The organism is Streptomyces sp. yr375 (assembly GCF_900110755.1).
GTDB lineage: Bacteria > Actinomycetota > Actinomycetes > Streptomycetales > Streptomycetaceae > Streptomyces.
Genome location: NZ_FOFF01000012.1, coordinates 112,656 through 135,001, shown reverse-complemented (window position 1 = coordinate 135,001; position 22,346 = coordinate 112,656). Strand labels below are relative to the sequence as shown.

Sequence of the window (22,346 nt, the reverse complement as noted above, 5' to 3'; positions counted from 1 at the left end):
GGCCTGTCGCGCAGTTCCCCGCGCCCCTAGCGGAGGGCTTCGCCCTCCCTCTCGCTGCGCCGGTAGACGTCGACGACCCGGGCCAGCGAGTCGGCCAGGTACACCGCGAGAAGTTGCTCCGCCTCGTGCCTGTCGCCGGCCTCCAGGGCCTCCAGGATCTGGCGGTTTCGCCCGAGGTACGGCTCGTGCAGCAGGCGCGGCTCGCCGACGAGGTGGAAGGCGAGGCGCAGCTCGGCGAAGACGCTGCGCATCAGCTCGTCGGTGCGGACACTTCCGGCCAGGGCGACGAGTTCCCGGTGGAAGTGGAAGTTGGCGGTCCCCAGCCCTTTCCAGTCATTCTCGGCGGCCGCCGCCTGCCCCTCCGTGACGCTCGCCCGGAGGCCGTCCAGGGCGTACGGCGGGTCCCCGAGCCCGCGCGTGACAGCGCACTCGACGAGCGTGCGCGTGCGGTAGATGTCCTCGACGTCCTCGACGGTCACGACCCGGACGAACACGCCCCGGTTCAACTCGTGGACGAGCAGTCGCTCGTGGGTGAGCAGCCGGAACGCCTCGCGCAGTGTGTTGCGGGACACACCGAGGGCCCCGCCGATGCTGTCCTCCGACAGCCGTGTCCCGGGCGGGAAATAGCCCTCGGCGATACGGCTCCTGAGGATGTCCGAAACCCGTTCGGCCGTGCTGGTGCGGCCCAGGAGGGCGCGGTCGTCGGCGAGTCCCGCTAGCTGCTCTGCCATGCCCGGAATTCAACCGCAGATACGAGAACGAAACAACGTAGGTATTGAAGGATCGTTCAACGATCCTCTACCTTCCCTTCAGGCACCCGCCCCGGCCCCACCCCGGCGACCGCCTCCCGCGCCACTCCCGCACCCTCCGTCCTCCCTCAGCGAGGTGCCCCATGAGTACGCCCCCTCCCCCGCAGGCCCCGGCCGCCGGCGCCCTCCCCGCGGCGTCCGAACACGCCCCCGACGACGGCGCGCTGGCCTGGCTCCGCGCCCTCGGCCCGCGTGGCCGCCGCGCCTTCGCCGGCGCGTTCGGGGGCTATGCCCTCGACTCCTACGACTACTTCACGCTGCCGCTGAGCATGGTCGCGCTGGCGGCGTACTTCGGTCTGGACAGCGGCCAGACCGGCCTGTTCACCACCGTCACCCTGGTCGCCTCCGCGGTCGGCGGGGCCGTGGCGGGCGTCATGGCCGACCGGATCGGCCGGGTCAAGGCCCTGATGGTCACGGTGATCACGTACGCGGTCTTCACCGTCGCCTGCGGCTTCGCGCCCACCTACGAGACGCTGCTGGTCTTCCGGGCCCTCCAGGGCCTCGGGTTCGGCGGCGAGTGGGCGGTCGGGGCGATCCTGGTCGCCGAGTACGCGAGCGCGAAGCACCGGGGGCGCACCCTGGGCGCGATCCAGAGCTCGTGGGCCGTCGGCTGGGGCATCGCGGTGGTCTCGTACACGCTGGTCTTCTCGTTCTTCGGCGACGACCTGGCCTGGCGCGTGATGTTCTGGACGGGCGCCCTGCCCGCGCTGCTCGTCGTGTGGATGCGGCGCCGCGTGCAGGACGCGCCGCAGGCCGTGGCCGCCCGCGAACAGAGCGCCGAGAGAGGCTCGTTCCGGGCCATCTTCAGGGGTCCGCTGCTGCGCACGACGCTCTTCGCGGGCCTGCTCTCGACCGGTGTGCAGGGCGGCTACTACACCCTGGCGACCTGGGTGCCGACGTACCTGAAGTCGGAGCGCGGTCTGTCGGTGGTCGGCACCGGCGGCTATCTGACCTTCCTGATCTCGGGGGCCTTCCTCGGCTACCTGACCGGCGGCTACCTCACCGACCGGCTGGGCCGGCGCCGCAACATCTGGCTGTTCGCCCTGCTGTCAGCGGTGTGCATCCTGGCGTACACGAACATCCCGAGCGGTGCGAACACCCTGCTGCTCGTGCTCGGCTTCCCGCTCGGGTTCTGCATGTCGGCGATCTTCAGCGGCTTCGGGTCCTACCTGAGCGAGCTGTACCCGACCGCCCTGCGCGGCACGGGGCAGGGCTTCACGTACAACACCGGGCGCGCCGTGGGCGCCGTCTTCCCCACCATGGTCGGCTTCCTGGCCGATAGCTGGGGTGTGGGCGGTGCGCTGGTGTTCGGCGCGATCGGTTACGCCATCGCCGCCCTGGCGCTGCTGGGGCTGCCGGAGACGCGCGGGAAGGAACTGGTGTGAACCGTCCGATCGCCACACAGGACAGTCGTCCCCTCCTCACTGAGGACTACCGTCCGACCCTCACGCGGGACGGCCGTCCGCCCCGTACCGAGGACCGTCCCGTCACCCTCGTCGACGAGCACGCGCACGCGTGGAGCCCCGCCGCCGCCCGGGCCCGCTTCCGGGCGGGCCTGGCGGGCCCCACGGCCGGGGTCGCGGCGGGCCACACCCAGGTCAACCTGATCTCGGTGCCGGCGGACTGGGCGTACGACATGCTGCTGTTCTGCCAGCGCAACCCGAAGCCCTGTCCCGTCCTCGACGTCACGGACGCCGGTTCCTGGTCGACCGTCCTGGCCGAGGGCGCGGACCTGCGCACCGATCTGCCGCGCTACCGGGTGTGGGAGGACGGGGAACTGGTCGCCGAGCCGACGGACGTGCGCGCGTACTGGCGCGAGGACCTGGTGTCGTTCCTGATCGGCTGCAGCTTCACCTTCGAGTGGGCGCTCGCCGGGGCGGGCGTCCCGATCCGCCACGTCGAGCAGGGGCGCAACGTCCCGATGTATGTGACGGACCGTCAGTGCCGCCCGGCGGGCCGGGTGCACGGCCCCATGGTGGTGTCCATGCGGCCGGTGCCGCCGCAGCATCTCGCGGCGGCGATCCGGGAGAGCAGTCTGCTCCCGGCGGTGCACGGCAGCCCCGTACACTGCGGCGATCCGTCGGGTCTCGGCATCGACGACCTCGGCCGGCCCGACTTCGGCGACGCGGTGGACTTCGCGCCGGACGACATCCCGGTGTTCTGGGCCTGCGGAGTGACCCCGCAGGCCGCGGTGATGGCCTCCCGCCCGCCGTTCGCGCTCACCCACGCCCCGGGACAGATGTTCCTCACCGACGCCCGCGACGAGCAGTACCGCGTGGCCTGAGCAGGAGACAAGGAGACACGGAGAAACCATGACCGCGACGACCGCTACGCCCCCTACCGGCGCTACGACCGCTACGACGGCGATCGATCTGAACGCCGACCTCGGCGAGGGCTTCGGCCGCTGGGAGCTGACCGACGACGAGCGGCTGCTGTCCGTCGTCACCAGCGCCAACGTGGCCTGCGGCTTCCACGCAGGGGACGCGGCCACCATGCGGCGGGTGTGCGAGCTGGCGGCCGAGCGGGGCGTGACGATCGGCGCGCAGGTCTCCTACCGGGACCTGGCCGGGTTCGGGCGGCGCGCCATGGACGTGCCGAGCGCCGAACTGGCCGCCGAGGTGGCGTACCAGATCGGCGCCCTGGAGGTGTTCGCCCGGGCGGCGGGCGCGCGCGTGGCGTACGTGAAGCCGCACGGCGCGCTCTACAACCGGGTCGTGCACGACACGGAGCAGGCCCGCGCGGTGGTCGACGGGGTACGCCTCGCCGACGCCGCGCTGCCCGTGCTCGGGCTGCCCGGCTCCCGGCTGCTGGAACTGGCCCGCGAGGCGGGGCTGCCGGCCGTCCCGGAGGCCTTCGCGGACCGCGCGTACACCGAGGAGGGCACGCTCGTGCCGCGCGGGCGGGACGGGGCCGTGGTCAGCGATCCGGACGCCGTGGTGGAACGGTCGGTGGGCCTGGCCCGCCTCGGCCGGGTCACCTCCCACGCGGGGTCGTCCATCGAGGTACGCGCGCGTTCCCTGTGTCTGCACGGCGACACGCCCGGCGCGGTGGAGCTGGCCCGCCGGGTCCGGCGCCGGCTGGAGGAGTCGGGCGTGCGGGTGGAGGCCTTCGCATGAGCCTGCGCGTCCGGCCCGTCGGCGACGACGCCCTGCTCGTCGAGGTCGCGTCGGGGGCGGCGGCAGAGGCCCTGCACGCCGAGCTGCTGCGCCGTCGCACGGCGGGCCTGCTCAGTGCCCGCGAGATCGTCCCGGCGGCCCGTACGGTCCTCCTGGACGGCCTGAGCGACCCCGCCCGGCTGGCGTCCGAGCTGGCCGCCGTCGTCATACCGCCGGTTCCCGCGCGCGAGCACGACGTCGTGGAGATCCCGACGCGGTACGACGGCCCGGACCTGCCCGAGGTCGCCGCCCTGTGGGGGGTCCCGGAGCAGGAGGTGGCCCGCATCCACGCGGCGGCCGTGTTCCGGGTCGCGTTCTGCGGGTTCGCGCCCGGCTTCGGCTATCTCACCGGCCTGCCCGAGCGGTACGACGTCCCGCGCCGGGCCACTCCGCGCACCTCCGTACCGGCCGGTTCGGTGGCGCTGGCGGGGCCGTACACGGGCGTGTACCCGCGTTCGTCGCCGGGCGGCTGGCAGTTGATCGGCACCACGGAGGCGGTGCTGTGGGACCACGCGCGCGTACCGGCCGCACTGCTGGCACCGGGCACGCGCGTGCGCTTCGTCCCGGCGGGGCCACAAGGGCCGGCGGAGACAACCGAAACGGTGGGGACGGTGGCGACGTCATGAGCGACCGTGCGCTCTGTGTCGTCCGTGCCGGTGCGCTCACCACGGTGCAGGACCGGGGCCGTCCCGGGCACGCGCATCTGGGCGTGCCCCGTTCGGGTGCGCTGGACGGGCCCGCGGCGGCCCTCGTCAACCGGCTGGTGGGCAACCCGCCCGACGCGGCCGTCCTGGAGACCACGCTCAACGGGTGCGCCCTGAGGCCGCGTTCCGCCGTGACCGTGGCGGTCGGGGGCGCGCCCTGCCGGGTCACGGTGGACGGCCGGCCGGTGGCCTGGGGCGCGCCCGTGCGCGTGCCCGCCGGGGCGGTGCTGGACGTCGGACCGGCCGTCGCCGGGATACGCGGGTACGTGGCCGTGGCCGGCGGCATCGCCGTCGAACCGGTCCTCGGCAGCCGCTCCACGGACCTGCTCTCGGGCCTCGGTCCCGCCCCGCTCACGGACGGCACGATCCTGCCGGTGGGCCCCCTGGTCCCCCTGGGGAGCGAACTCGCCCCGCACGCGCGCGTGGACGTCGCGCCGCAGCCGGCGCCCCCGGCCGAACTCGTCCTGCGGGTGACGCTCGGCCCGCGCGACGACTGGTTCACCCCGGACGCGGTCCGCGCCTTCACCTCCCGGACGTTCCGCGTGTCCTCGGCGAGCAACCGCATCGGGCTGCGCACCGACGGGCCCGCCCTGGAGCGGGCGCTGAGCGGGGAGCTCGCGAGCGAGGGGATGGTCCTGGGCGCCGTACAGGTGCCGCCCGCGGGCCGCCCGGTGGTGTTCCTGGCCGACCACCCGACCACCGGGGGCTACCCGGTGATCGGAGTCGTCCGCGCGGCCGACCTCCCGGCCGCCGCCCAGGCGGTGCCGGGCACACCGGTCCGCTTCGTGGCCGTACGCCGCCGCTGACGGCCGTCGCGTCCGCTCAGGCGGCGTCCGGCTGCCGTTCCGCCGCCGACAGGGCGGTGAGCGCGGCGGAGACGGCGGCGGAGGCCCGTAGGTCGAGGCGGGCGCTCGTGCCCCGCGCGCGGTGCCGCATCTCGTCGGCGGCCAGGGTGAGGAGTTGCGGGAGCAGGTCGGTGCACCGCCGGGCGACCCAGCCGGTGCCCGCGGTCGCCAGCCACCACAGGCTCGCCGACGTCGTGGGCGCCGGGAACTCGGGCTCGGGCGAGGGCGCGGGCCCGGTCGCGAGGTTCGCCTCCGTGAGCAACGCGTGGAAGCGGACGGCCAGTTGCCGGTGCCCGCGTTCGCCGGGGTGGAGCCGGTCCGCGCTCCACATCTCCCGGTCGGTGAGCCAGGCGCCCTCGGAGGCGTGCAGGTGGACGGCGCCGTACCGCTCGGAGAGGGCGTGGACGACGGTGTTGACGGCGCGCTGGCGTCGGGCCAGCGGCCTGGCGAGGGCGCCGGGCAGCCCGAGGGTGCCGCCGGGGTCGGGCAGGCACGCGGTGAGCAGGACCGCGCCCTGCTCGGCGAAGGCCCCGTAGACCGTGTCGAGCCGGGCGGCCACGGCATGGATGTCGAAGGTGCAGCGCAGGGTGTCGTTGACGCCGACGACGACGGAGACGACGTCGGGCCGCAGCGCCAGCCCGGCCGGGAGCTGCCGTTCCAGCACGTCCCGCGTCTGCGCCCCGCTGACCGCGAGATTGCTGAACTCCACGGCGGTCACGGGCGCCGCAGGTGCCACGGGTGCCACGGGCCCCTCGGCCGGGTCTGCCCTGTCGGCCCCTTCGGTCCCCCCCGCGATCCCGGCCGCGAGCAGCGCGGCCCAGCCGCGCCACCCCTCGCCCACGGGGTCTCCCACGCCCTCGGTGAGCGAGTCCCCGAGCGCGACGAAGCGGACGCGTCTCATCCGAGGCCTCCGGGCACGAAGGGTCGGACCGGGGCGGTGGCCGGCCGGGCGGGCAGCGTGGCGTCGTGCGCGGCGAGGAAGCCGTCGACGGCCGTCCCCCAGCCGAAGCACTCGGCACGCGCGCGTGCCGCCTCCCGGCGGGCCGCGAGAGGACGCTCCAGGAGGTTCTGCACGGCGTCCGCGAACGCCTCCCCGCGGTCGGCCGCGGTGGCCCCCGCGGCCCCGATCACCTCGGGGAGCGCCGAGGAGGCGCTCGCGACGACGGGGGTCCCGCACGCCATCGCCTCCAGGGCGGCGAGCCCGAACGTCTCCGCGGGCCCCGGTGCCAGGCACACGTCGGCGGAGGCCTGCAGCGCGCCCAGGGAGCCGCGGTCGGAGACGTGCCCGAGGAACGTCACGGGCAGCGCGCGCTCCCGGGCCCGCAGCTCCAGCCGGGGCCGCAGCGGCCCGTCCCCGGCGACGACCAGCACGGCCCGCACCCCGCGCCGCAACAGCGCCTCCAGGGCGTCCAGGGCCGTGCCGGGGCGCTTCTCCACGGAGAGGCGGGTGCACATCACCAGGAGGATCTCGTCGCCGCGCGCGTGGACGGCCCGCAGCCCGGCGTCGCGCAGGGCGGGGTGCCGCTCGACGAGGTCGACGCCCAGCGGCGCCCGCACCACATTGCGCGCCCCGATCCGGACGAACTCCCGCTCGGCGAACTCGGTGGTGCACACCACGCGCGCGTACGTGTGCGCCGTACGGAGGTTGAGGGCGTCGGCGGCGCGCCGGGCCGCTCCTTCGGGCACGCCCCAGGTGCGCAGGACGCCGTCGGCGGTCTCGTGGGAGACCATCACGGCGGGGACGCGGGCCCGGCGCGCCCATTTACCGGTCCAGCGCAGTGTCGTGCGGTCGGAGACCTCCAGGCGGTCGGGGGCGAGTTCCTCCAGGAGGCGGGCGACCCGCCGTTTGTCGGTGAGGACGCGGTAGCCGCCGGTGCCGGGGAGCAGCGGCCCCGGCAGGGTGATCACCCGGCCCTGTTCGGTCGTCCGGTCGCCGAACCGGTCGCCGGGCACGATCAGGACCGGCTCGTGGCCGGCCGCGCGATAGCCCTTGCCGAGCTCGCGCAGGGCGGTGCGCAGCCCGCCCGAGGCGGGCGCCACGAAGTTGGCGAGCCGCACGATCCGCAGCGGCCCGGAGCAGGTACCGGCGGCCCGGCCCGCGCCACCCAGGTCGCTCACGTCACTCACGTCACTCACCGCGTTCACGTCGCTCATGTCGTTGAGGGCGCTCATGCCGCCACCACCAGTCGGCGTGCGGCGAGGACGTCCTCGTAGTGGCCGATGAGCCGGTCGCCGACGGCGGCCCAGGTGCGTCCCTCGACCCAGGCCCGTCCGGCGGCGCCGTAGGCGAAGCGCTGTGCGGGGTCGGCGGCCAGCGCGGCCACCGCGTCCCGTACCTGGGCCGCGTCGCGCGGCGGGACGAGCAGGCCGGTGCGCCCGTGGGCGACCAGGTCCAGGGGGCCGCCCGCGGCGGGCGCGACCACCGGCACACCGCTGGCCATGGCCTCCTGGACGGTCTGGCAGAACGTCTCGAAGGGGCCCGTGTGCACGAACACGTCCAGGGAGGCGAAGATGCGGGCGAGTTCGTCGCCGGTGCGGTTGCCCAGGAAGACCGCGCCGGGCAGGGCCTCCTCCAGGCCGGGCCGGCTCGGCCCGTCGCCGACCACGACGACGCGCACGCCGCCCATCCCGCACACGCCGGCCAGCAGCTCGACCTGCTTCTCGGCGGCGAGCCGGCCGACGTAGCCGACGATCAGTTCGCCGTTCGGGGCCAGCTCGCGGCGCAGTGCCTCGTCGCGGTGGTCGGGGCGGAAGCGCGCGGTGTCCACGCCGCGCGGCCACAGCTTCACCCGGGGCACACCGTGCGTGTCCAGGTCGTGCAGGGCCGCGCTGGAGGGGGCCAGGGTGAGGTCGGCGGCGGCGTGCACGGACCGTATCCGCCGCCAGGCGGCCGCCTCGCCGGCGCCCATGTAGGTGCGGGCGTAGCCGCCCAGGTCGGTCTGGTAGACGGCGACGGCGGGGATGCCGAGCCGGGCGGCGGCGGCCATGCCGCGGACTCCGAGGATGAAGGGGCTGGCCAGGTGGACCAGGTCGGCGCGGTGCTCGGCGATGGCCGCGGCGACGCGTCGGCTGGGGAGGGCGACGCGGACCTGGGGGTAGCCGGGCAGTGGCAGGGAGGGGACTCGGACGACGGGGCAGGGCGCTTCGGCGTCCGGCCCGGTCCCGGCGGCGGTGGCCGGGGCGACGACGACGGGGGCGTGACCGCGATCGACGAGGTGTCGGGCGGTCTGGAAGGCGCAATGGGCCACGCCGTTCACGTCGGGCAGAAAGGATTCGGTCACGATGACGACACGCATACCCGTGTTGTCGCCGCCCCGGACGTGGCCACGTCAACGTGGATCTTTCCGAACGACTAACGTCCCGTGGCCGTTGAACTGCGCACCCGGTACCGGTGCGATCCGTACCGTGCAGGTCGGACGGTGGCCATGCCCGGCCGCCCCACCGGTCACCCGGTGTTCATCTGCCGGGCGGGCCGCCGCCCGGCTCCCCTCGGTCGGCGGCCCGCCCCGGTGTCGCACGGCGGTGTCACATGGCCGACGCGGCGTCCGGTCCGATCCGGCTCCGGACGGCGGTCTGGACCTCCGCCTCCTCGGCCGGGTCGGCGGCGAGCCGGCGCAGCCGCTCCACGACCCGGGTGTCACCGGTCTCGGCGTGCCGGGCGGCGATCTCGCGGGTGCCCTCCTCGCAGTCCCACAGGCACTCGACGGCGAACCCGGCCGCGTAGGAGGGGTCGGTGGCGGCGAGTGCGCGGGCGCAGCGCCCGCGCAGATGGGACGAGGCCGTCTCGCGATAGATGTGGCGCAAAACCGGTGCCGCGCAGCCGATGCCGAGCCGTCCGGCGCCGTCGACGAGGGTCCACAGGGTCGGCGCGTCGCAGCCCTCGCCGCGTACGGCCTCGCGCAGGGCGCCGAGGACCAGGTCGCTGTCCTGGACGCCGCCCCGGCAGGCGAGCATGCGGCCGGCGGCGGCGCCGAGGGCGTCGGGCCGGTGGACCCAGCCGCGGGCCCGGTCGACGGCGGCGACGCTGCGCATCCGTTCGAAGGCGTCGACGGCGGCCTCCACGACGGCCGTCGAGCCGGCGGCGACGGCCTGTTCGATCAGGACCGGGGCGTCGGGATCATTGCAGTCGGCGAGGTAGCGCAGGGCCGTACATCGGGCTCCGTCGCCGCCGTCCTTGGCCGCCTGCACGATCTCGGGGCGGTCCTCGGGGCCGGCCACGGCGGACAGGCAGCGGGCGGCGGGGACATGGAGGGCCGCGCCGCGCTCGACGCCCTGTTGGGCCCACTCGAACACGGCGCGCACGCTCCAGCCGGGCCGGGGTCCGCCGGGGCGCATCTGCCGTTGCCAGCGGTCGAAGGAGCCGGCCTCGTGGGCGGCACGCACGCGCGTGGAGACGTGTTCGCGGGGATCCTCGGCCCACAGCCGCCAGGGCCGTGGCTCGAAGGCGTCCCGGACGGCGGCGACGAGTTCGGCCTCGCCCTCGGCGTCGGTGGCGAACCGCGCGAGCACGGGCACGGCGAGGGCGCGCAGCCCTGCGTCGTCGTCCCGCAGGGCGAGTTCGTCCAGGGCCCAGGCCCAGTTGGCGCCCGAGGCGGCGTATCTGCGCAGCAGGTCGAGGGCGTCCCGCCGGCCGTAGGAGGCGAGGTGGCCGAGGACGGCGAGGGCCAGGCCCGTGCGTGACTCCTCGGTGTCGAAGACGTCCTCGACGTCGAAGAGGTGGGCCTCGATCTCGTCCAGCTCGCCGTTCAGGTCGAGGTAGAGGCGGGCGTAGTAGAGGGAGCGGTTCTCCACCTGCCAGTCGTGGCGGGGATCCCGCAGCACACAGTGGTTCAGCGCCGCGAGCGCCTCGGCGCGCGGGGCGGTGAGCGCGTGCAGCGTGCCGTCGCCGCGGCCCCTCTGAAGCAGGCCGAGCAGCGTACCGCTGGGCGCTATGACCGGATCGAACATGGGAAACAGCCTCACATCAAGCGTCGACGCAACCGGGGACGTGCACTACCTGGCCGCGTGACAACACGTCGGGGCGCCCGCCGTTTCCTGCTTGCTGTAGACCATTTCCTTCTGCCTCTCGTCAGTGGCCCATGCGGACCGCGTCACGGCCCGCGCGGTGCGGCAACACCTGCCCAGCCATCACGTCCGTGAATCACGACGTCATGATGACCCGGCTGTTCTACCTGCCGCGACCGAAATTTCCGGCGGCCTTGTACCGCCTCCCCCGTGGTCGTTGATTTATCCGGTCAGGAACTTCTCTCGACCTGCCCAGGACCGTCGGCTCAGTGCGCGCCGAACAGTGCCAGCAGCTCCGTCTTGCCGAACATGCGGGCCGTGTCGACGGCCGACGGCGTGCCCTGTGAGGGGTCGGCGCCGGCCTCCAGCAGGGCCCTGATGACGTCCGTCTCACCCTTGAAGACGGCTCCGGCGAGCGGGGTCTGCCCCCGGTCGTTGATCCGGTCGGCCTCGGCGCCGCGGGCCAGCAGGGCCCGGACCGCCTCGGCGTGCCCGTGGTACGCGGCGAGCATCACGAGCGAGTCGCCGCGGTCGTTGGTCAGGCCTGCGGGAACGCCCGCGTCGACGTAGGCCACGAGCTCCTCGGTCTGTCCCCGGCGGGCCAGATCGAAGATCTTCGTCGCCAGTTCCACGACCTCGGGGTCGGGGGCTTCGGACATCGGCCGGACCGCCTCTCGCTACAACCGTTCAGGTGAATCGCCAGCGTACTGGCTCGCCGCACACATGGCCGGTCCCGCCGGCGGCAAAGATCACGGGCAGACCCGTTCGACGCAATTTCGCTGCTCAGCAGCCCACCAGACGCTCCGCCAGCCGGGGGAAATCTGCCGAATTTCACCCGGTTGCACCTTTTATCGTATGGATACATCCTGTGAGCCTGGAAGTACTCATGGTGACTGTCCCCGCGAACCAGGAGAACTCAAATGATCCTGTCCATGTCAGGCGTGGTCCTGCTCGGCATCATCGTCTTCCTCTTCTTCCGCAAGGACGGGCTCAAGGCGTCCCACGCCGTGGTCTCGGCCCTCTTCGGCTTCTACATGGCCAGCACGGCCATCGCTCCGAGCATCAAGGCCGGCGGCGAGAGTCTGGCCAGCCTGCTGGGCGGCATCAAGTTCTGACGCCGCACGTCCCGTCCGTACGCACCTCCAGGAGACAGCAGTGGTCCGGCGCCCCCTCCCCCGCATCCTGAGCACAGGCAACGCGCAGATCGCCCGGAGCCGGGAGCTGGCCCGGACGGCGGCCGACAGCGCCACCGATGTCCTCCATCCGCTGATCACGATCACCCGCGGACTGCGCCGGCTGGCCTCGGCCGGGCGGCGCAGGTGGGCCGAGACCCCCAAGGACCGGCGCGGACCGCTGCTGTTCCTGGCGGCCTCGGTGATCCTGGTCGTCGTACTGGTGCCGTACGGGCCGCTGCTCGCCGTCATCACCCTGATGGCGGCGGCGGCCTGGCAGGGCAGGGACCGCACCCCACCGGCTCCCGAAGGCCCCGACGAGTCGCAGACCCAGCGGCTCCAGGTCCTGTACGACGCTCTGGTGCCGTACTTCTCGACGGCCGAGGACCCTTCTCCCCTCTACGCCCACGGCGGCGAGTGGGAGAAGGTCTTCCCGGCCCAGGAGTTCGACGACTCGGGCCGCATCACCCACCTCGTGATCCGCTACCCGGCGTACTTCCCGGACGGCGAAGCGGCCCCCCGCGCGCGGATCGAGCAGTTGCTCGCCGCGAAGTCGGGCCGCGGCCGCGAGTACCTCTTCGTCTGGGACGAGGAGGGCAACGAACTCACGGTCGGCGTCCTCGACCCCCTCCCCACCGACATCGCAGCCCAGCGCTTCGTCACCGCCCCCGGCGAGACGGTGCTCGGCTTCACCGACCCCTCCCGGGTCCAGCGCACGCTGCCCCTCGCCTTCGGCAAGGAAGGCAAGCACCAGCGCGACGTCCCGCCGGTCGTCTGGCGCACCGGCGTCCGCTCCACCGAGCCGCACCTGCTGGCGGTCGGCCAGCCCGGCAGCGGCACCTCGACCCTGCTGCGCTCCGTCGCCCTCCAGGCCCTCCAGTACGGCGACGTCCTGATCGTCGACGGCGGCGGCACCGGCGAGTACGCCTGCCTGACCGGCCGGGACGGCGTCCTGGGCGTCGAGGTCGGACTGGCCGGGGCGATGGCCGCCCTGGAGTGGGCGGCGGGCGAGACGGAGCGCCGTCTCATCGCCGCCAACCTGGCCCGGCAGGCGGGGCAGGCCCCGCCGGACGACACCAAGCGCCCCCTGTGGATCGTCCTGGACCGCCCCACCGCCTTCACCCACCTCGCCCACGCGGACGGCCACAAGGACCCGCTGGCCCTCCTCCAGGTCCCCCTCCGGCACGGCCGCGCGGCCGCCGTCACGGTGGTCGTCGCCGAGCAGTTCGACGCCCTGGACTCCCTGAGCGACGCCGTACGGCAGCACACCCGCGCGCGGGTCGTGCTCGGACCGGCCTCACGGGAGCACCTGTCGACGGTGCTCGGCGCGCCCCCGCACACCACACCCGTCGACCACGTCCCACCGGGACGCGGCTACGCCCGGCTGGGGTCGGGCCCGGTACACCGGCTCCAAGTACCGGCCACTCCGGACCCGTACGACGACGCGACAAGCGACGCCGACCGCAAGACGGTCCTGAACCTCCTGCCACCGCACTCCACACCGACCGCCCCGGAGGCACTGCCGATGCCGGTGGAGGCGGCGGTCGCCGAGTAGCCACCGCCGGCAGCGCAGCGGAAAAGGGCTGCACAGCCGGAGCGGCAGGTGCCCACGCGGGCGGGCGACACACCCGCCCGCGTCCTCATGCGCGGGCGTTACGCCACGAACGTGCGCGGGCCCTCGCCGGCCGTCGCGCCCCCGCTCTCGACGATCCGCGCTGCGGCGGCCAGTCGCGCGGCGGCCTCGTCCGCCACCGCGCCGCCCACCGTGAACGGCAGCCGCACATACCCCTCGAACGCGCCGTCGACCCCGAACCGGGGCCCGGACGGCACCCTGAGGCCCACCCGCTCCCCCGCCTCGGCGAGCCGCGACCCGGAGAGCCCGCCGGCCCGCACCCACAGCGTCAGCCCGCCCTTGGGCACGGTGAACTCCCACTCCGGCAGCTCCCGGCGCAACGCCCCCACCAGGTCGTCCCGGTGCCCCCGGGCCTGGGCGCGCCGCAGTTCGACGGCCTGCTCCCAGCCGCCGGTGCTGAACAGCCAGTTCACCGCGAGCTGCTCCAGCACGGGCGTGCCCATGTCGGCGTAGGCGCGGGCGGCGACGAGGCTGCGGATGACGTCCGGCGCCGCCCGCACCCAGCCGATGCGCATCCCGGCCCAGAAGGCCTTGCTCGCCGACCCGACCGTGACCACCGCCGACCCGGCGGGGTCGAAGCCGCACACGGGCCGCGGCATCTCGACGTCGTCGTCGAGCCACAGTTCGCTCATGGTCTCGTCGGCGACCAGGACCGTACCGGCGGAGCGGGCCGCCTCCACGAGGCGGCGCCGCTGGTCCTCGTCGGCGAGCGCGCCGGTCGGGTTGTGGAAGTCGGCGACGACGTAGGCGATGCGCGGCGCGGCGTCGCGCAGGACCTGGCGCCAGCGGTCCATGTCCCACCCGGCGAGGCCCTCGGCCATCGCGACGGGCACCAGCCGGGCGCCCGCCTCCCGCATCAGTTGAAGGATGTTGGCGTAGGAGGGCGACTCGACGGCGATGCGCTCGCCGCGCCCGCCGAACAGGTGGCAGATGGCGTCGATGGCCCCCATCGCCCCGGTCGTGACCATGACCTGCTCGGGCATCGTCGGGATCCCGCGCGCGGTGTACCGCTCGGCGATCATCGCCCGCAGCGCGGGCAGCCCCGCCGGGTAGTCGCCGTGCGTGTGGGCGTACGGAGGCAGCTCCTCCAGCGCGCCCTGGACGGCGCGGGTGAGCCACGGCTCGGGCGCGGGCAGGGACGCGCAGCCCAGGTCGATCATGGAGCCGAGGGCCTCGGGCGGCAGGGGCTCCAGGCCGCGCGCCGGAACCGGGTTGCCCGCCGGGACGGCCGTCCAGCTCCCGGCCCCGCGCCGCGACTCCAGGAACCCTTCCGCGCGCAGCGCCTCGTAGGCGGCGGCGACGGTCGTACGGCTCACGGCGAGGGAGAGGGCCAGTTCCCGTTCGGCGGGCAGCCGGGCGGCGACGGGGACGCGGCCTTCCAGCACCAGCAGCCGGACGCCGTCGGCGAGCGCCCGGTAGGCGGGCGGGCGGCGCGTCCCGGGGCCGGCCGGGCGGTCCTGCTGGGACTTGAGCAGCCGCGCGAGCTGTGCGGCCCCCACCGCCGAGGTCCACTGGGTCATGTTTTCCAGTCCACCTTCCCCGAATTGGCCATGGATGGCGTTCGCCTCCAAGCCACAGAGTGTCATGCGAAAGGCCACTAGGACCACCCACTCCACGCCACCCACCACGACCACTCGCCACGGCCACTCACCACCACAACAAGGGGCACCTCTTGCCGACCAGGGCACATCTCACACGACGGCTGGTCCAGCTCTACGCCGGCCTCGCGCTGTACGGCGCCAGCTCGGCCCTGCTCGTCGAAGCGGGTCTGGGTCTCGAACCCTGGAACGTGCTCCACCAGGGCCTGGCCGAGCTCACCGGCCTGACGATCGGCGTCGTGTCGATCATCGTGGGCGCGGCGGTGCTGCTGCTGTGGATCCCGCTGCGCCAGCGCCCCGGCCTCGGCACCGTCTCCAACGTGTTCGTCGTCGGCCTCGCGATGGACGGCACGCTCGCGCTGGTCCCCGACGCGCACAGCCTGGCCGTGCGCGTCCCGCTGCTGGTGGCGGGCATCGTGCTCAACGGCGCGGCCACCGGCCTGTACATCGCCGCCGACTTCGGCCCCGGGCCGCGCGACGGGCTGATGACCGGGCTGCACCGGCGCACCGGGCGTTCGATCCGGCTGCTGCGGACGGCGATCGAGGTGACGGTCGTGGCGACCGGCTTCGCCCTCGGCGGCACCATCGGCGTCGGCACGCTCCTCTACGCGCTGTCGATCGGCCCGCTCGCCCAGGTGTTCCTGCGGGTGTTCGCCGTCCGGGCGGCATCCGGCGGCAGCACGGTCGTTGCCACCGGGACACCCCAGGGAGCGATACTGCGTCCGTGACCAGCCTCGTACGCCACCCCTACCTCGACCATCCGGGCCCCATCCCGTTCGCGCACCGCGGCGGGGCGGCGGACGGCCTGGAGAACACCGAAGCGCAGTTCCGACGGGCCATCGAGGCGGGCTACCGCTACCTGGAGACCGACGTGCACGCCACGCGGGACGGCAAGCTCGTCGCCTTCCACGACGCGACGCTGGACCGGGTGACCGACGGCGCGGGCCGCATAGCCGACCTCCCGTGGTCGGACGTACGGCACGCGCGCGTGGGCGGCAAGGAACCGGTGCCGCTCCTCGAAGAGCTCCTGGAGACCTTCCCCGAGGCGCGCTGGAACGTCGACCTCAAGGCGGAGCCCGCCCTGCACCCCCTGCTCAACCTCATCGGCCGCACGGGCGCGTGGGACCGCGTCTGCGTCGGCTCGTTCTCCGAGGCCCGCGTCCTGCGCGCCCAGCGACTGGCCGGGCCGCGCCTGGCCACGTCGTACGGCACCCGGGGCGTCCTCAACCTGCGGCTGCGGTCCTGGGGCGTGCCCGCGGCGCTGCGCCGGTCGGCGATCGCCGCGCAGGTGCCCGAGGCCCAGTCGGGCATCCCGGTCGTGGACCAGCGCTTCCTACGCGCCGCCCACGCGCGCGGGCTGCACGTGCACGTGTGGACGATCAACGACGCGGATCGGATGCACCGGCTCCTGGACCTGGGAGTCGATGGCATCATGACCGATCACATCGACACGTTGCGCAAGGTCATGGAGGACCGGGGCGTCTGGGTCTGACCCCTCGGACCCACCGCCCGCGCGCGGTCGCGGCAGCGGGAAGCGAGGGCACGGGTGGGCATCGACACCGTGCGGACGGCGGACTTTGACGAGACCGCCGAGCGGCGGCGCGAGCAGCGCGGCTGGTACTTCTACGACTGGGCGTGCTCCGTCTACTCGACGAGCGTGCTCACCGTGTTCCTCGGCCCGTATCTGACCTCGGTCGCCAAGAACGCGGCGGACGCCGACGGGTACGTGCATCCACTGGGTATCCCGGTCCGCGCGGGCTCCTTCTTCGCGTACTCCGTGTCCCTGTCGGTGATCGTGGCCGTCCTGGTGATGCCCCTGGTAGGCGCCGCCGCCGACCGCTCCGGCCGCAAGAAGCCGCTGCTGGGCGCCGCCGCCTATGTCGGCGCCGCGGCCACGGCCTGCATGTTCTTCCTCGGCGGCGACCGCTATCTGCTGGGCGGTGTGCTGCTGATCGTGGCGAACGCGGCCCAGTCCGTGTCGATGATGCTGTACAACTCCTACCTGCCGCAGATCGCCCCGCCCGAGGAACGCGACGCGGTCTCCTCCCGGGGCTGGGCCTTCGGGTACGCGGCGGGCGCCTTGGTCCTGGTCGTCAACCTGGTCCTGTACCTCGCCCACGACTCGTTCGGCGTCTCCGAGTCGATGGCCGTCCGCATCTGCCTGGCCTCCGCCGGCCTGTGGTGGGGCGGCTTCACGCTCGTCCCGCTGCTGCGGCTGCGCGACCGGCCGGCCGCCACCGCGCGGGAGGCGACCGCACAGGAGGCGACCGCTCCGGGGCTGCGCCGGCTCGCGGCGACGGTCCGCGACATGCGCCGCCACCCGCTCACCCTCGCCTTCCTCCTCGCGTACCTCATCTACAACGACGGCATCCAGACCGTGATCTCCCAGGCCTCGGTCTACGGCTCCGAGGAACTCGGCCTCGCCCAGTCCACGCTGATCGGCGCCGTCCTGCTGGTGCAGGTGCTGGCCGTGGCGGGCGCCCTGGGCATGGGACGCCTGGCCCGGACGTACGGCGCGAAACGCACGATCCTCGGCTCGCTGGTGGCATGGACGCTCACCCTGGGCGCCGGGTTCTTCCTGCCGGCCGGGGCGCCGGTCGGCTTCTTCCTGCTGGCGTCCGCCATCGGGCTGGTCCTCGGCGGCAGCCAGGCCCTGTCCCGCTCCCTGTTCTCCCATCTGGTCCCGCCGGGCAAGGAAGCGGAGTACTTCTCCGCTTACGAGATGAGCGACCGGGGGATGAGCTGGCTGGGGCCGCTGCTGTTCGGCGTCACCTACCAGCTCACCGGGAGCTACCGGGACGCGATCCTCTCCCTGGTGGCCTTCTTCGTCATCGGGTTTCTGCTGCTCGCGCGGGTGCCGGTGCGGCAGGCGATCGGCGACGCGGGAAATCCTGTACCCGAGAAGATTTAGCGTTCAAGGCGAAAGGGCGGTAGTGTACGCGTTTGGCCCGCCAGGCGTACCGTTACTGCGCGTCAAAGATGCCGCAGCGCTGGGTGACATCTCCTTTCAGATGTGACAAACCGGGCGGCGGTGGGTACTGCACTGGTTGACAAGGCTGCGGCTACGACGGCGACGCATGAACCCGGAACGGGACTCGGAACGGGAATCTTTACCGCCGACCGGACGTTGACCGGATGACGACGACAGCGACACCTGTCCTGTGGGCGACAAGCCCGGGAGGCACGATTCATGAGTGAGCGAGCTCTTCGCGGCACGCGCCTCGTGGTGACCAGCTACGAGACGGACCGCGGCATCGACCTGGCACCGCGCCAGGCCGTGGAGTACGCATGCGAGAAGGGGCATCGGTTTGAGATGCCCTTCTCGGTCGAGGCGGAGATTCCGCCGGAGTGGGAGTGCAAGGTCTGTGGAGCCCCTGCACTCCTCGTCGACGGCGACGGCCCTGAAGAAAAAAAGGCCAAGCCCGCGCGTACGCATTGGGACATGCTGATGGAGCGGCGGACCCGCGAGGAACTGGAAGAGGTCCTCGAGGAGAGGCTGGCCGTTCTGCGGTCCGGGGCGATGAACCTTGCGGTACATCCCCGGGACAGCCGCAAATCGGCATAGCCGAAGGCCGGCGACATACGCACGCCAATGACCGCGGGCGCCGTACGTGAGGTTACGTACGGCGCCCGCGGTCTTTGCGCTGCCCTCTGCAAGTTCTGGGTGACCGTCTCTGGGGGCTGCACCCCCAGACCCCCCGTCGGCCCTGCGGGCCTCGTCCTCAAACGCCGGACGGGCTGGATGATGCCGGCTCCTGCTGGAAAGTCACCGCTCGTCCTTGATGACCTCGCCCGGGACCACCTTGCCGTCCGGACGGTGGATGCGGGCCTGCTGGAAGGCGTCTCCCAGGGAGCCCGGGGTGGCTGCCGCGGTGCGCAGCTTGCGTTCGGCGTAGGCGCTCACCGCCTTCTGGACCGGCGGGAGCAGGAGGAGCAGGCCGAGTGCGTCGGTGGCCAGGCCCGGGATCATCAGGAGGAGACCGCCGAGCATCATCAGGCCGTTGCCGCCGCCCTGGGCGGGGGCCGTGCCGCGCTGGAGCGTCTCGTTCAGGTTCTGGAAGGCTCGTCGGCCCGCCCGCTTGATGACCACCGCACCGAGCAGGAAGCCCGCGAGCAGCAGCAGGAAGACCGTGAAACCGCCGGCCGCGCCCGCCACCACGGTCAGCAGCCAGATCTCCAGGACCAGCCACGCGGCGAGGCCCAGCGGCAGGAACGTCCGCAGGCGGGAGCGGCGGGGCCGGCTGGAGGGGGCTGCGGAAGCGGGGTACGTGGGGATCGGAGCGCCAGTCGTCATGCTTCCAGTGTGCCTGGGCTCGGCTCAGACCGGCATAAGAGGACGTTCAGACCCCGCTGTGAGGCTCCGTGTCGCCCTGCGGCTTCGCCGCGGGCGGCTGGGGCCGCTCCGGCTGGTCTTCGGCGCGGCCGGTGATCTTGTTGACCCGCTCCCCCACACCCCACGCCGTGACCCGCCAGAGCGCCTCCACGAGGATGTCACGGCTCATCTTGGAGTCGCCGAGTTCCCGCTCGACGAAGGTGATGGGGACCTCCACGACATGGAAGCCGGCCTTCACCGCGCGGCGGGCGAGGTCGACCTGGAAGCAGTAGCCCTGGGAGGAGACCTCTTCGAGGCCGAGGCCCTCCAGGGTCTCGCGGCGGAAGGCGCGGTAGCCGCCGGTGATGTCGCGCAGCGGGAGGTCGAGGGCGATGCGGGAGTAGAGGCTGCCGCCCCGGGAGATGGCCTCGCGGGACTTGGGCCAGTTGACCACCCGGCCGCCCGGCACCCAGCGGGAGCCCAGGACCAGGTCGGCGCCCTTGAGCGCGGTGAGCAGGCGGGGCAGTTCCTCGGGCTGGTGGGAGCCGTCGGCGTCCATCTCGATGAGCACGCCGTAGCCGTTCTCCAGGCCCCAGCGGAAGCCCGCGAGGTAGGCGGCGCCGAGGCCTTCCTTGCCCTTGCGGTGCAGCACCTGGACCTGGTCGTCCCCGACGGCGAGTTCGTCGGCGAGCTTGCCGGTGCCGTCGGGGCTGTTGTCGTCGGCCACGAGGACATGGGCCTCGGGGACAGCCTCGCGGACCCGTTCGACGATGCTCTTGATGTTCTCCGCCTCGTTGTAGGTCGGAATGATCACCAAGGCGGTGCCGAGCGGACCGAATCGCCTCCCTCGGCGTTGTGCCGCGAGGGTCCCGTCGCCGTCGTTCACTGCTGCCCCTTCAAGTCCGTACGCAGGGGACCACCATAGTGGCCCTCGCCTGCGCCGACATGACAAGACGTTCGACTGCGGGTGTCGAATACGCGAGAGCCGGGTAACAACGTTCTTTTGAGCTTGTATGTACGGACTTCCCCCGCACGGGTCTGCTCAAGCCCGCTACGGGAGGGGGCCCGGCGCTCCCGCTGCGGGAGGGGGCCCGGCGCTCTTCGGGCCGGCCCGGGATCCGCTGGCTGCGGGTCGGCCGAAAGCCGTTGTCTACTGAGCGCCCGGGCCCCACCCGGGTCACACCTCCCCGACCGGCCGGAACGTTCCCTCGCCGCGGCGCGGGCGCTGAGCCTGGCTGGCAGTGGGGGTGCGCCGGTGGGGCACACCGTCCCTGACCCAGCGGCGCCGCCGCGAGTGCGCGGACGTTCCCCGGCGGGGCGTCCGGTGGTGGACTCCGCCGAACCTACCGGCCTTCCGCCGTCGGCTGTCAACAGCCGCTTGACCTGCAGGTCTTTCGTCAATGCGCTGGTCAGCGGGGAGGAGACGCAGGTCGCGCGACGGCGGGCGGACGGGTGATCTTCGCCGCGCCGCCCCGGGAGATCACTCGCTCGGCCGTACGAACACGGTCCGGCCGCCCACCACCGTGCGCAGGCACACCGGGAGGTCGTTGCCGGGGGTCAGGTCGGGCAGTCCTGGGGTGCCGGAGCGGGGGTCGGTGGACCAGCGGGCGACCCGGTCGTCGGGGGCCTGGACGACCAGTTCGGCCGTGTGCCAGAGCGCGTAGTCGGCGGGTGCGCCCGGGACCAGGACGCCCGCGTCGTCGCGGCCGACCGCCCGCCAGCCGCCGCGGGTGTGGGCCGTGAACGCGGCGCGTACGGAGACCCGGTGCTCGGGGGTGCGGTGGAAGGCGGCGGCGCGGACCGTGCCCCACGGGTCGAGCGGGGTGACCGGGCTGTCGGAGCCGAAGGCGAGCGGGACGCCGGCCCGCAGCAGGGCCGCGAACGGGTTCAGGGTGCGGGCCCGCTCGCCGCCCAGCCGCTGGGCGTACATACCGTCCGCGCCGCCCCACAGGGCGTCGAAGGCGGGCTGGACGGAGGCGGTGAGGCCGAGTTCGGCGAAGGCGGCGATGGTCTCGGGCGTGAGCATCTCGGCGTGCTCCACGCGGTGCCGGGCGGCGCGGATCCGGCCGAGGCCGACCTTCTCCGCGGCGGCGCGGATGCCGTCCACGACAGCGGTCACGGCGGCGTCGCCGATGGCGTGGAAGCCCGCCTGGAGGCCGGCCTCGGTGCAGGCCGCGACGTGCGCGGCGACCTCGGCGGCGCCCAGGTAGGCGGTGCCGGTGTGGTCGGCGTCGGTGTACGGGGCGTGCAGGCAGGCGGTGTGCGAACCGAGGGCGCCGTCGACGAACAGGTCGCCGGCCGCGCCGAGCGCGCCCAACTGCCGTGCCTTGTCGACGTCCTGCTCGGCCCAGTAGCCGACGACCCGCGGCCCCGGCTCCCCGGCGGCGAGCCGCAGCAGGTCCGTGAAGTCGTCCTCGGAGGAGATCTCCGGGCCCGCGCACTCGTGGACGGAGCCGATGCCCAGGGAGGCGGCGTGCGCGAGGGCGGTCCGCTGCGCCTCGGCGCGCTGGGCGGGCGTCACGGCTGCGAACGCGGCGGCGCGCACGGCGTGGTGGGCGTCGCGGGTGAGCGGCTCCCCGTCCGTGTGGCCGGGAGCGGTCCGGGCCCGGGGCGCCAGGTCCAGCAGGGCGGTGGTGACCGCGGCCGAGTGGACGTCGATCCGGCTGAGGTAGAGCGGCCGGCCGCCGGTGGCCTCGTCGAGTTCGTCGCGTCGGGGCGGGCGGCCCTCCGGCCAGCGGGAGGCGTCCCAACCGTGTCCGAGCAGCACTTTGTCGTGCGGTCGGGCCGTCGCGAAGGCCCGTACGCGGGCCAGGGCCGCGCCCAGGGAGGGGGCGGCGGACAGGTCGAGGCCGGTCAGCGCGAGGCCGGTGGAGGTGGTGTGCACATGGGCGTCGGTGAACGCCGGGGTGACCAGCGCGCCGTCCAGGTCGACCACCTCGTCGACGCCGTCCGCGAAGGCGTCGGCGGCGCCCTCGGAGCCGACCCAGGCCACCTGGCCCCGCTCGACGACCATCGCGGTCGCGAACGGGTCGGCGGGGCTGTGGACCTCTCCTCGGCGGAGCAGGACGGTCTTCGGCTCGGGGGCGCGCTCACTCATGGGGAACAGTCTCGCGC

At 73.7% G+C, this 22,346-nt stretch carries 21 protein-coding genes; 11 read left to right on the top strand and 10 right to left on the bottom strand.

Annotated elements, in window-relative coordinates; all coding sequences use genetic code 11:
• Positions 1 to 26: 26 nt before the first annotated feature.
• Positions 27 to 731 carry a GntR family transcriptional regulator gene (locus BMZ82_RS15535; RefSeq protein ID WP_093775974.1) on the bottom strand — a complete coding sequence of 235 codons (705 nt, stop codon included), beginning with the start codon at positions 729 to 731 and terminating at the stop codon, positions 27 to 29.
• A gap of 161 nt (positions 732 to 892) precedes the next feature.
• On the opposite strand from BMZ82_RS15535, the gene BMZ82_RS15530 reads away from it, so the two are divergent.
• From BMZ82_RS15530 to BMZ82_RS15510, 5 genes are read left to right on the top strand one after another with little or no spacing between them, the layout of a single operon-like run.
• Entirely contained in the window at positions 893 to 2,194 is a 1,302-nt protein-coding gene (locus BMZ82_RS15530) for an MFS transporter (protein ID WP_093775972.1), read from the top strand.
• The gene (locus BMZ82_RS15525; RefSeq protein WP_256251931.1) at positions 2,191 to 3,093 is read left to right on the top strand and encodes a putative hydro-lyase; all 903 of its coding nucleotides are present in this window, start codon (positions 2,191 to 2,193) and stop codon (positions 3,091 to 3,093) included. The genes BMZ82_RS15530 and BMZ82_RS15525 overlap by 4 nt, the downstream gene beginning before the upstream one ends.
• A 28-nt stretch (positions 3,094 to 3,121) precedes the next feature.
• Positions 3,122 to 3,925, top strand: coding sequence for a LamB/YcsF family protein (locus BMZ82_RS15520; protein WP_093775970.1), 804 nt, complete (start codon positions 3,122 to 3,124; stop codon positions 3,923 to 3,925).
• A 2-nt stretch (positions 3,926 to 3,927) separates the two neighbouring features.
• Positions 3,928 to 4,590 (top strand): 5-oxoprolinase subunit B family protein, encoded by a 663-nt coding sequence (locus tag BMZ82_RS15515; protein WP_093776038.1) that lies wholly within the window; start codon positions 3,928 to 3,930, stop codon positions 4,588 to 4,590.
• Complete coding sequence (locus BMZ82_RS15510) at positions 4,587 to 5,474, top strand: 5-oxoprolinase subunit C family protein (RefSeq protein ID WP_093775968.1); 888 nt, start codon at positions 4,587 to 4,589, stop codon at positions 5,472 to 5,474. The genes BMZ82_RS15515 and BMZ82_RS15510 overlap by 4 nt, the downstream gene beginning before the upstream one ends.
• 16 nt (positions 5,475 to 5,490) lie before the next feature.
• On the opposite strand, the gene BMZ82_RS15505 is transcribed toward BMZ82_RS15510, so the two are convergent.
• The 5 genes from BMZ82_RS15505 to BMZ82_RS15485 form a co-directional block, all read right to left on the bottom strand.
• Positions 5,491 to 6,414 (bottom strand): SGNH/GDSL hydrolase family protein, encoded by a 924-nt coding sequence (locus BMZ82_RS15505; protein ID WP_093775966.1) that lies wholly within the window; start codon positions 6,412 to 6,414, stop codon positions 5,491 to 5,493.
• Positions 6,411 to 7,685, bottom strand: a complete 1,275-nt coding sequence (locus BMZ82_RS15500) for a glycosyltransferase (protein WP_256251930.1) — start codon at positions 7,683 to 7,685, stop codon at positions 6,411 to 6,413. Before BMZ82_RS15500 ends, BMZ82_RS15505 begins: the two co-directional genes overlap by 4 nt.
• Positions 7,682 to 8,809 carry a glycosyltransferase family 4 protein gene (locus BMZ82_RS15495; protein ID WP_093775964.1) on the bottom strand — a complete coding sequence of 376 codons (1,128 nt, stop codon included), beginning with the start codon at positions 8,807 to 8,809 and terminating at the stop codon, positions 7,682 to 7,684. The genes BMZ82_RS15500 and BMZ82_RS15495 overlap by 4 nt, the downstream gene beginning before the upstream one ends.
• A gap of 229 nt (positions 8,810 to 9,038) precedes the next feature.
• The gene (locus tag BMZ82_RS15490) at positions 9,039 to 10,460 is read right to left on the bottom strand and encodes a hypothetical protein (RefSeq protein WP_093775962.1); all 1,422 of its coding nucleotides are present in this window, start codon (positions 10,458 to 10,460) and stop codon (positions 9,039 to 9,041) included.
• A 323-nt stretch (positions 10,461 to 10,783) separates the two neighbouring features.
• Positions 10,784 to 11,176: an ankyrin repeat domain-containing protein gene (locus BMZ82_RS15485; protein ID WP_093775960.1), complete on the bottom strand. Its 393-nt coding sequence runs from the start codon at positions 11,174 to 11,176 to the stop codon at positions 10,784 to 10,786.
• Positions 11,177 to 11,437: 261 nt separating this feature from the next.
• Between BMZ82_RS15485 and BMZ82_RS15480 the strand changes: the two genes are divergently transcribed.
• Both BMZ82_RS15480 and BMZ82_RS15475 read left to right on the top strand, forming a co-directional pair.
• Complete coding sequence (locus tag BMZ82_RS15480) at positions 11,438 to 11,632, top strand: hypothetical protein (protein ID WP_020128927.1); 195 nt, start codon at positions 11,438 to 11,440, stop codon at positions 11,630 to 11,632.
• Between the two features lie 40 nt (positions 11,633 to 11,672).
• Positions 11,673 to 13,244, top strand: coding sequence for a P-loop NTPase family protein (locus tag BMZ82_RS15475; RefSeq protein ID WP_093775959.1), 1,572 nt, complete (start codon positions 11,673 to 11,675; stop codon positions 13,242 to 13,244).
• Between the two features lie 98 nt (positions 13,245 to 13,342).
• Here the strand turns inward: BMZ82_RS15475 and BMZ82_RS15470 are convergent, their stop codons facing one another.
• Positions 13,343 to 14,842, bottom strand: coding sequence for an SCO1417 family PLP biosynthesis transcription factor (locus tag BMZ82_RS15470; protein WP_093775957.1), 1,500 nt, complete (start codon positions 14,840 to 14,842; stop codon positions 13,343 to 13,345).
• A gap of 152 nt (positions 14,843 to 14,994) precedes the next feature.
• Between BMZ82_RS15470 and BMZ82_RS15465 the strand changes: the two genes are divergently transcribed.
• The 4 genes from BMZ82_RS15465 (at position 14,995) to BMZ82_RS15450 (ending at position 18,485) form a co-directional block, all read left to right on the top strand.
• Positions 14,995 to 15,648 (top strand): membrane protein YczE, encoded by a 654-nt coding sequence (locus BMZ82_RS15465; protein WP_093775955.1) that lies wholly within the window; start codon positions 14,995 to 14,997, stop codon positions 15,646 to 15,648.
• Complete coding sequence (locus tag BMZ82_RS15460) at positions 15,645 to 16,412, top strand: glycerophosphodiester phosphodiesterase family protein (protein WP_093775953.1); 768 nt, start codon at positions 15,645 to 15,647, stop codon at positions 16,410 to 16,412. The genes BMZ82_RS15465 and BMZ82_RS15460 overlap by 4 nt, the downstream gene beginning before the upstream one ends.
• A gap of 54 nt (positions 16,413 to 16,466) precedes the next feature.
• Positions 16,467 to 17,831 (top strand): MFS transporter, encoded by a 1,365-nt coding sequence (locus BMZ82_RS15455; protein ID WP_107487669.1) that lies wholly within the window; start codon positions 16,467 to 16,469, stop codon positions 17,829 to 17,831.
• A gap of 279 nt (positions 17,832 to 18,110) precedes the next feature.
• The gene (locus BMZ82_RS15450; RefSeq protein ID WP_020128921.1) at positions 18,111 to 18,485 is read left to right on the top strand and encodes an RNA polymerase-binding protein RbpA; all 375 of its coding nucleotides are present in this window, start codon (positions 18,111 to 18,113) and stop codon (positions 18,483 to 18,485) included.
• Positions 18,486 to 18,686: 201 nt separating this feature from the next.
• Here BMZ82_RS15450 and fxsA read toward each other — a convergent pair whose 3' ends face one another.
• The 3 genes from fxsA to BMZ82_RS15435 all read right to left on the bottom strand — a co-directional run bounded on the left by fxsA (position 18,687) and on the right by BMZ82_RS15435 (position 22,329).
• Entirely contained in the window at positions 18,687 to 19,214 is a 528-nt protein-coding gene (fxsA, locus tag BMZ82_RS15445; RefSeq protein ID WP_093775951.1) for an FxsA family membrane protein, read from the bottom strand.
• A 46-nt stretch (positions 19,215 to 19,260) separates the two neighbouring features.
• Positions 19,261 to 20,118 (bottom strand): polyprenol monophosphomannose synthase, encoded by an 858-nt coding sequence (locus tag BMZ82_RS15440; protein WP_093775949.1) that lies wholly within the window; start codon positions 20,116 to 20,118, stop codon positions 19,261 to 19,263.
• Between the two features lie 594 nt (positions 20,119 to 20,712).
• On the bottom strand, positions 20,713 to 22,329 hold the full coding sequence (locus BMZ82_RS15435; protein ID WP_093775947.1) for an amidohydrolase: 1,617 nt from the start codon (positions 22,327 to 22,329) through the stop codon (positions 20,713 to 20,715).
• Between the last annotated feature and the right edge of the window lie 17 nt (positions 22,330 to 22,346).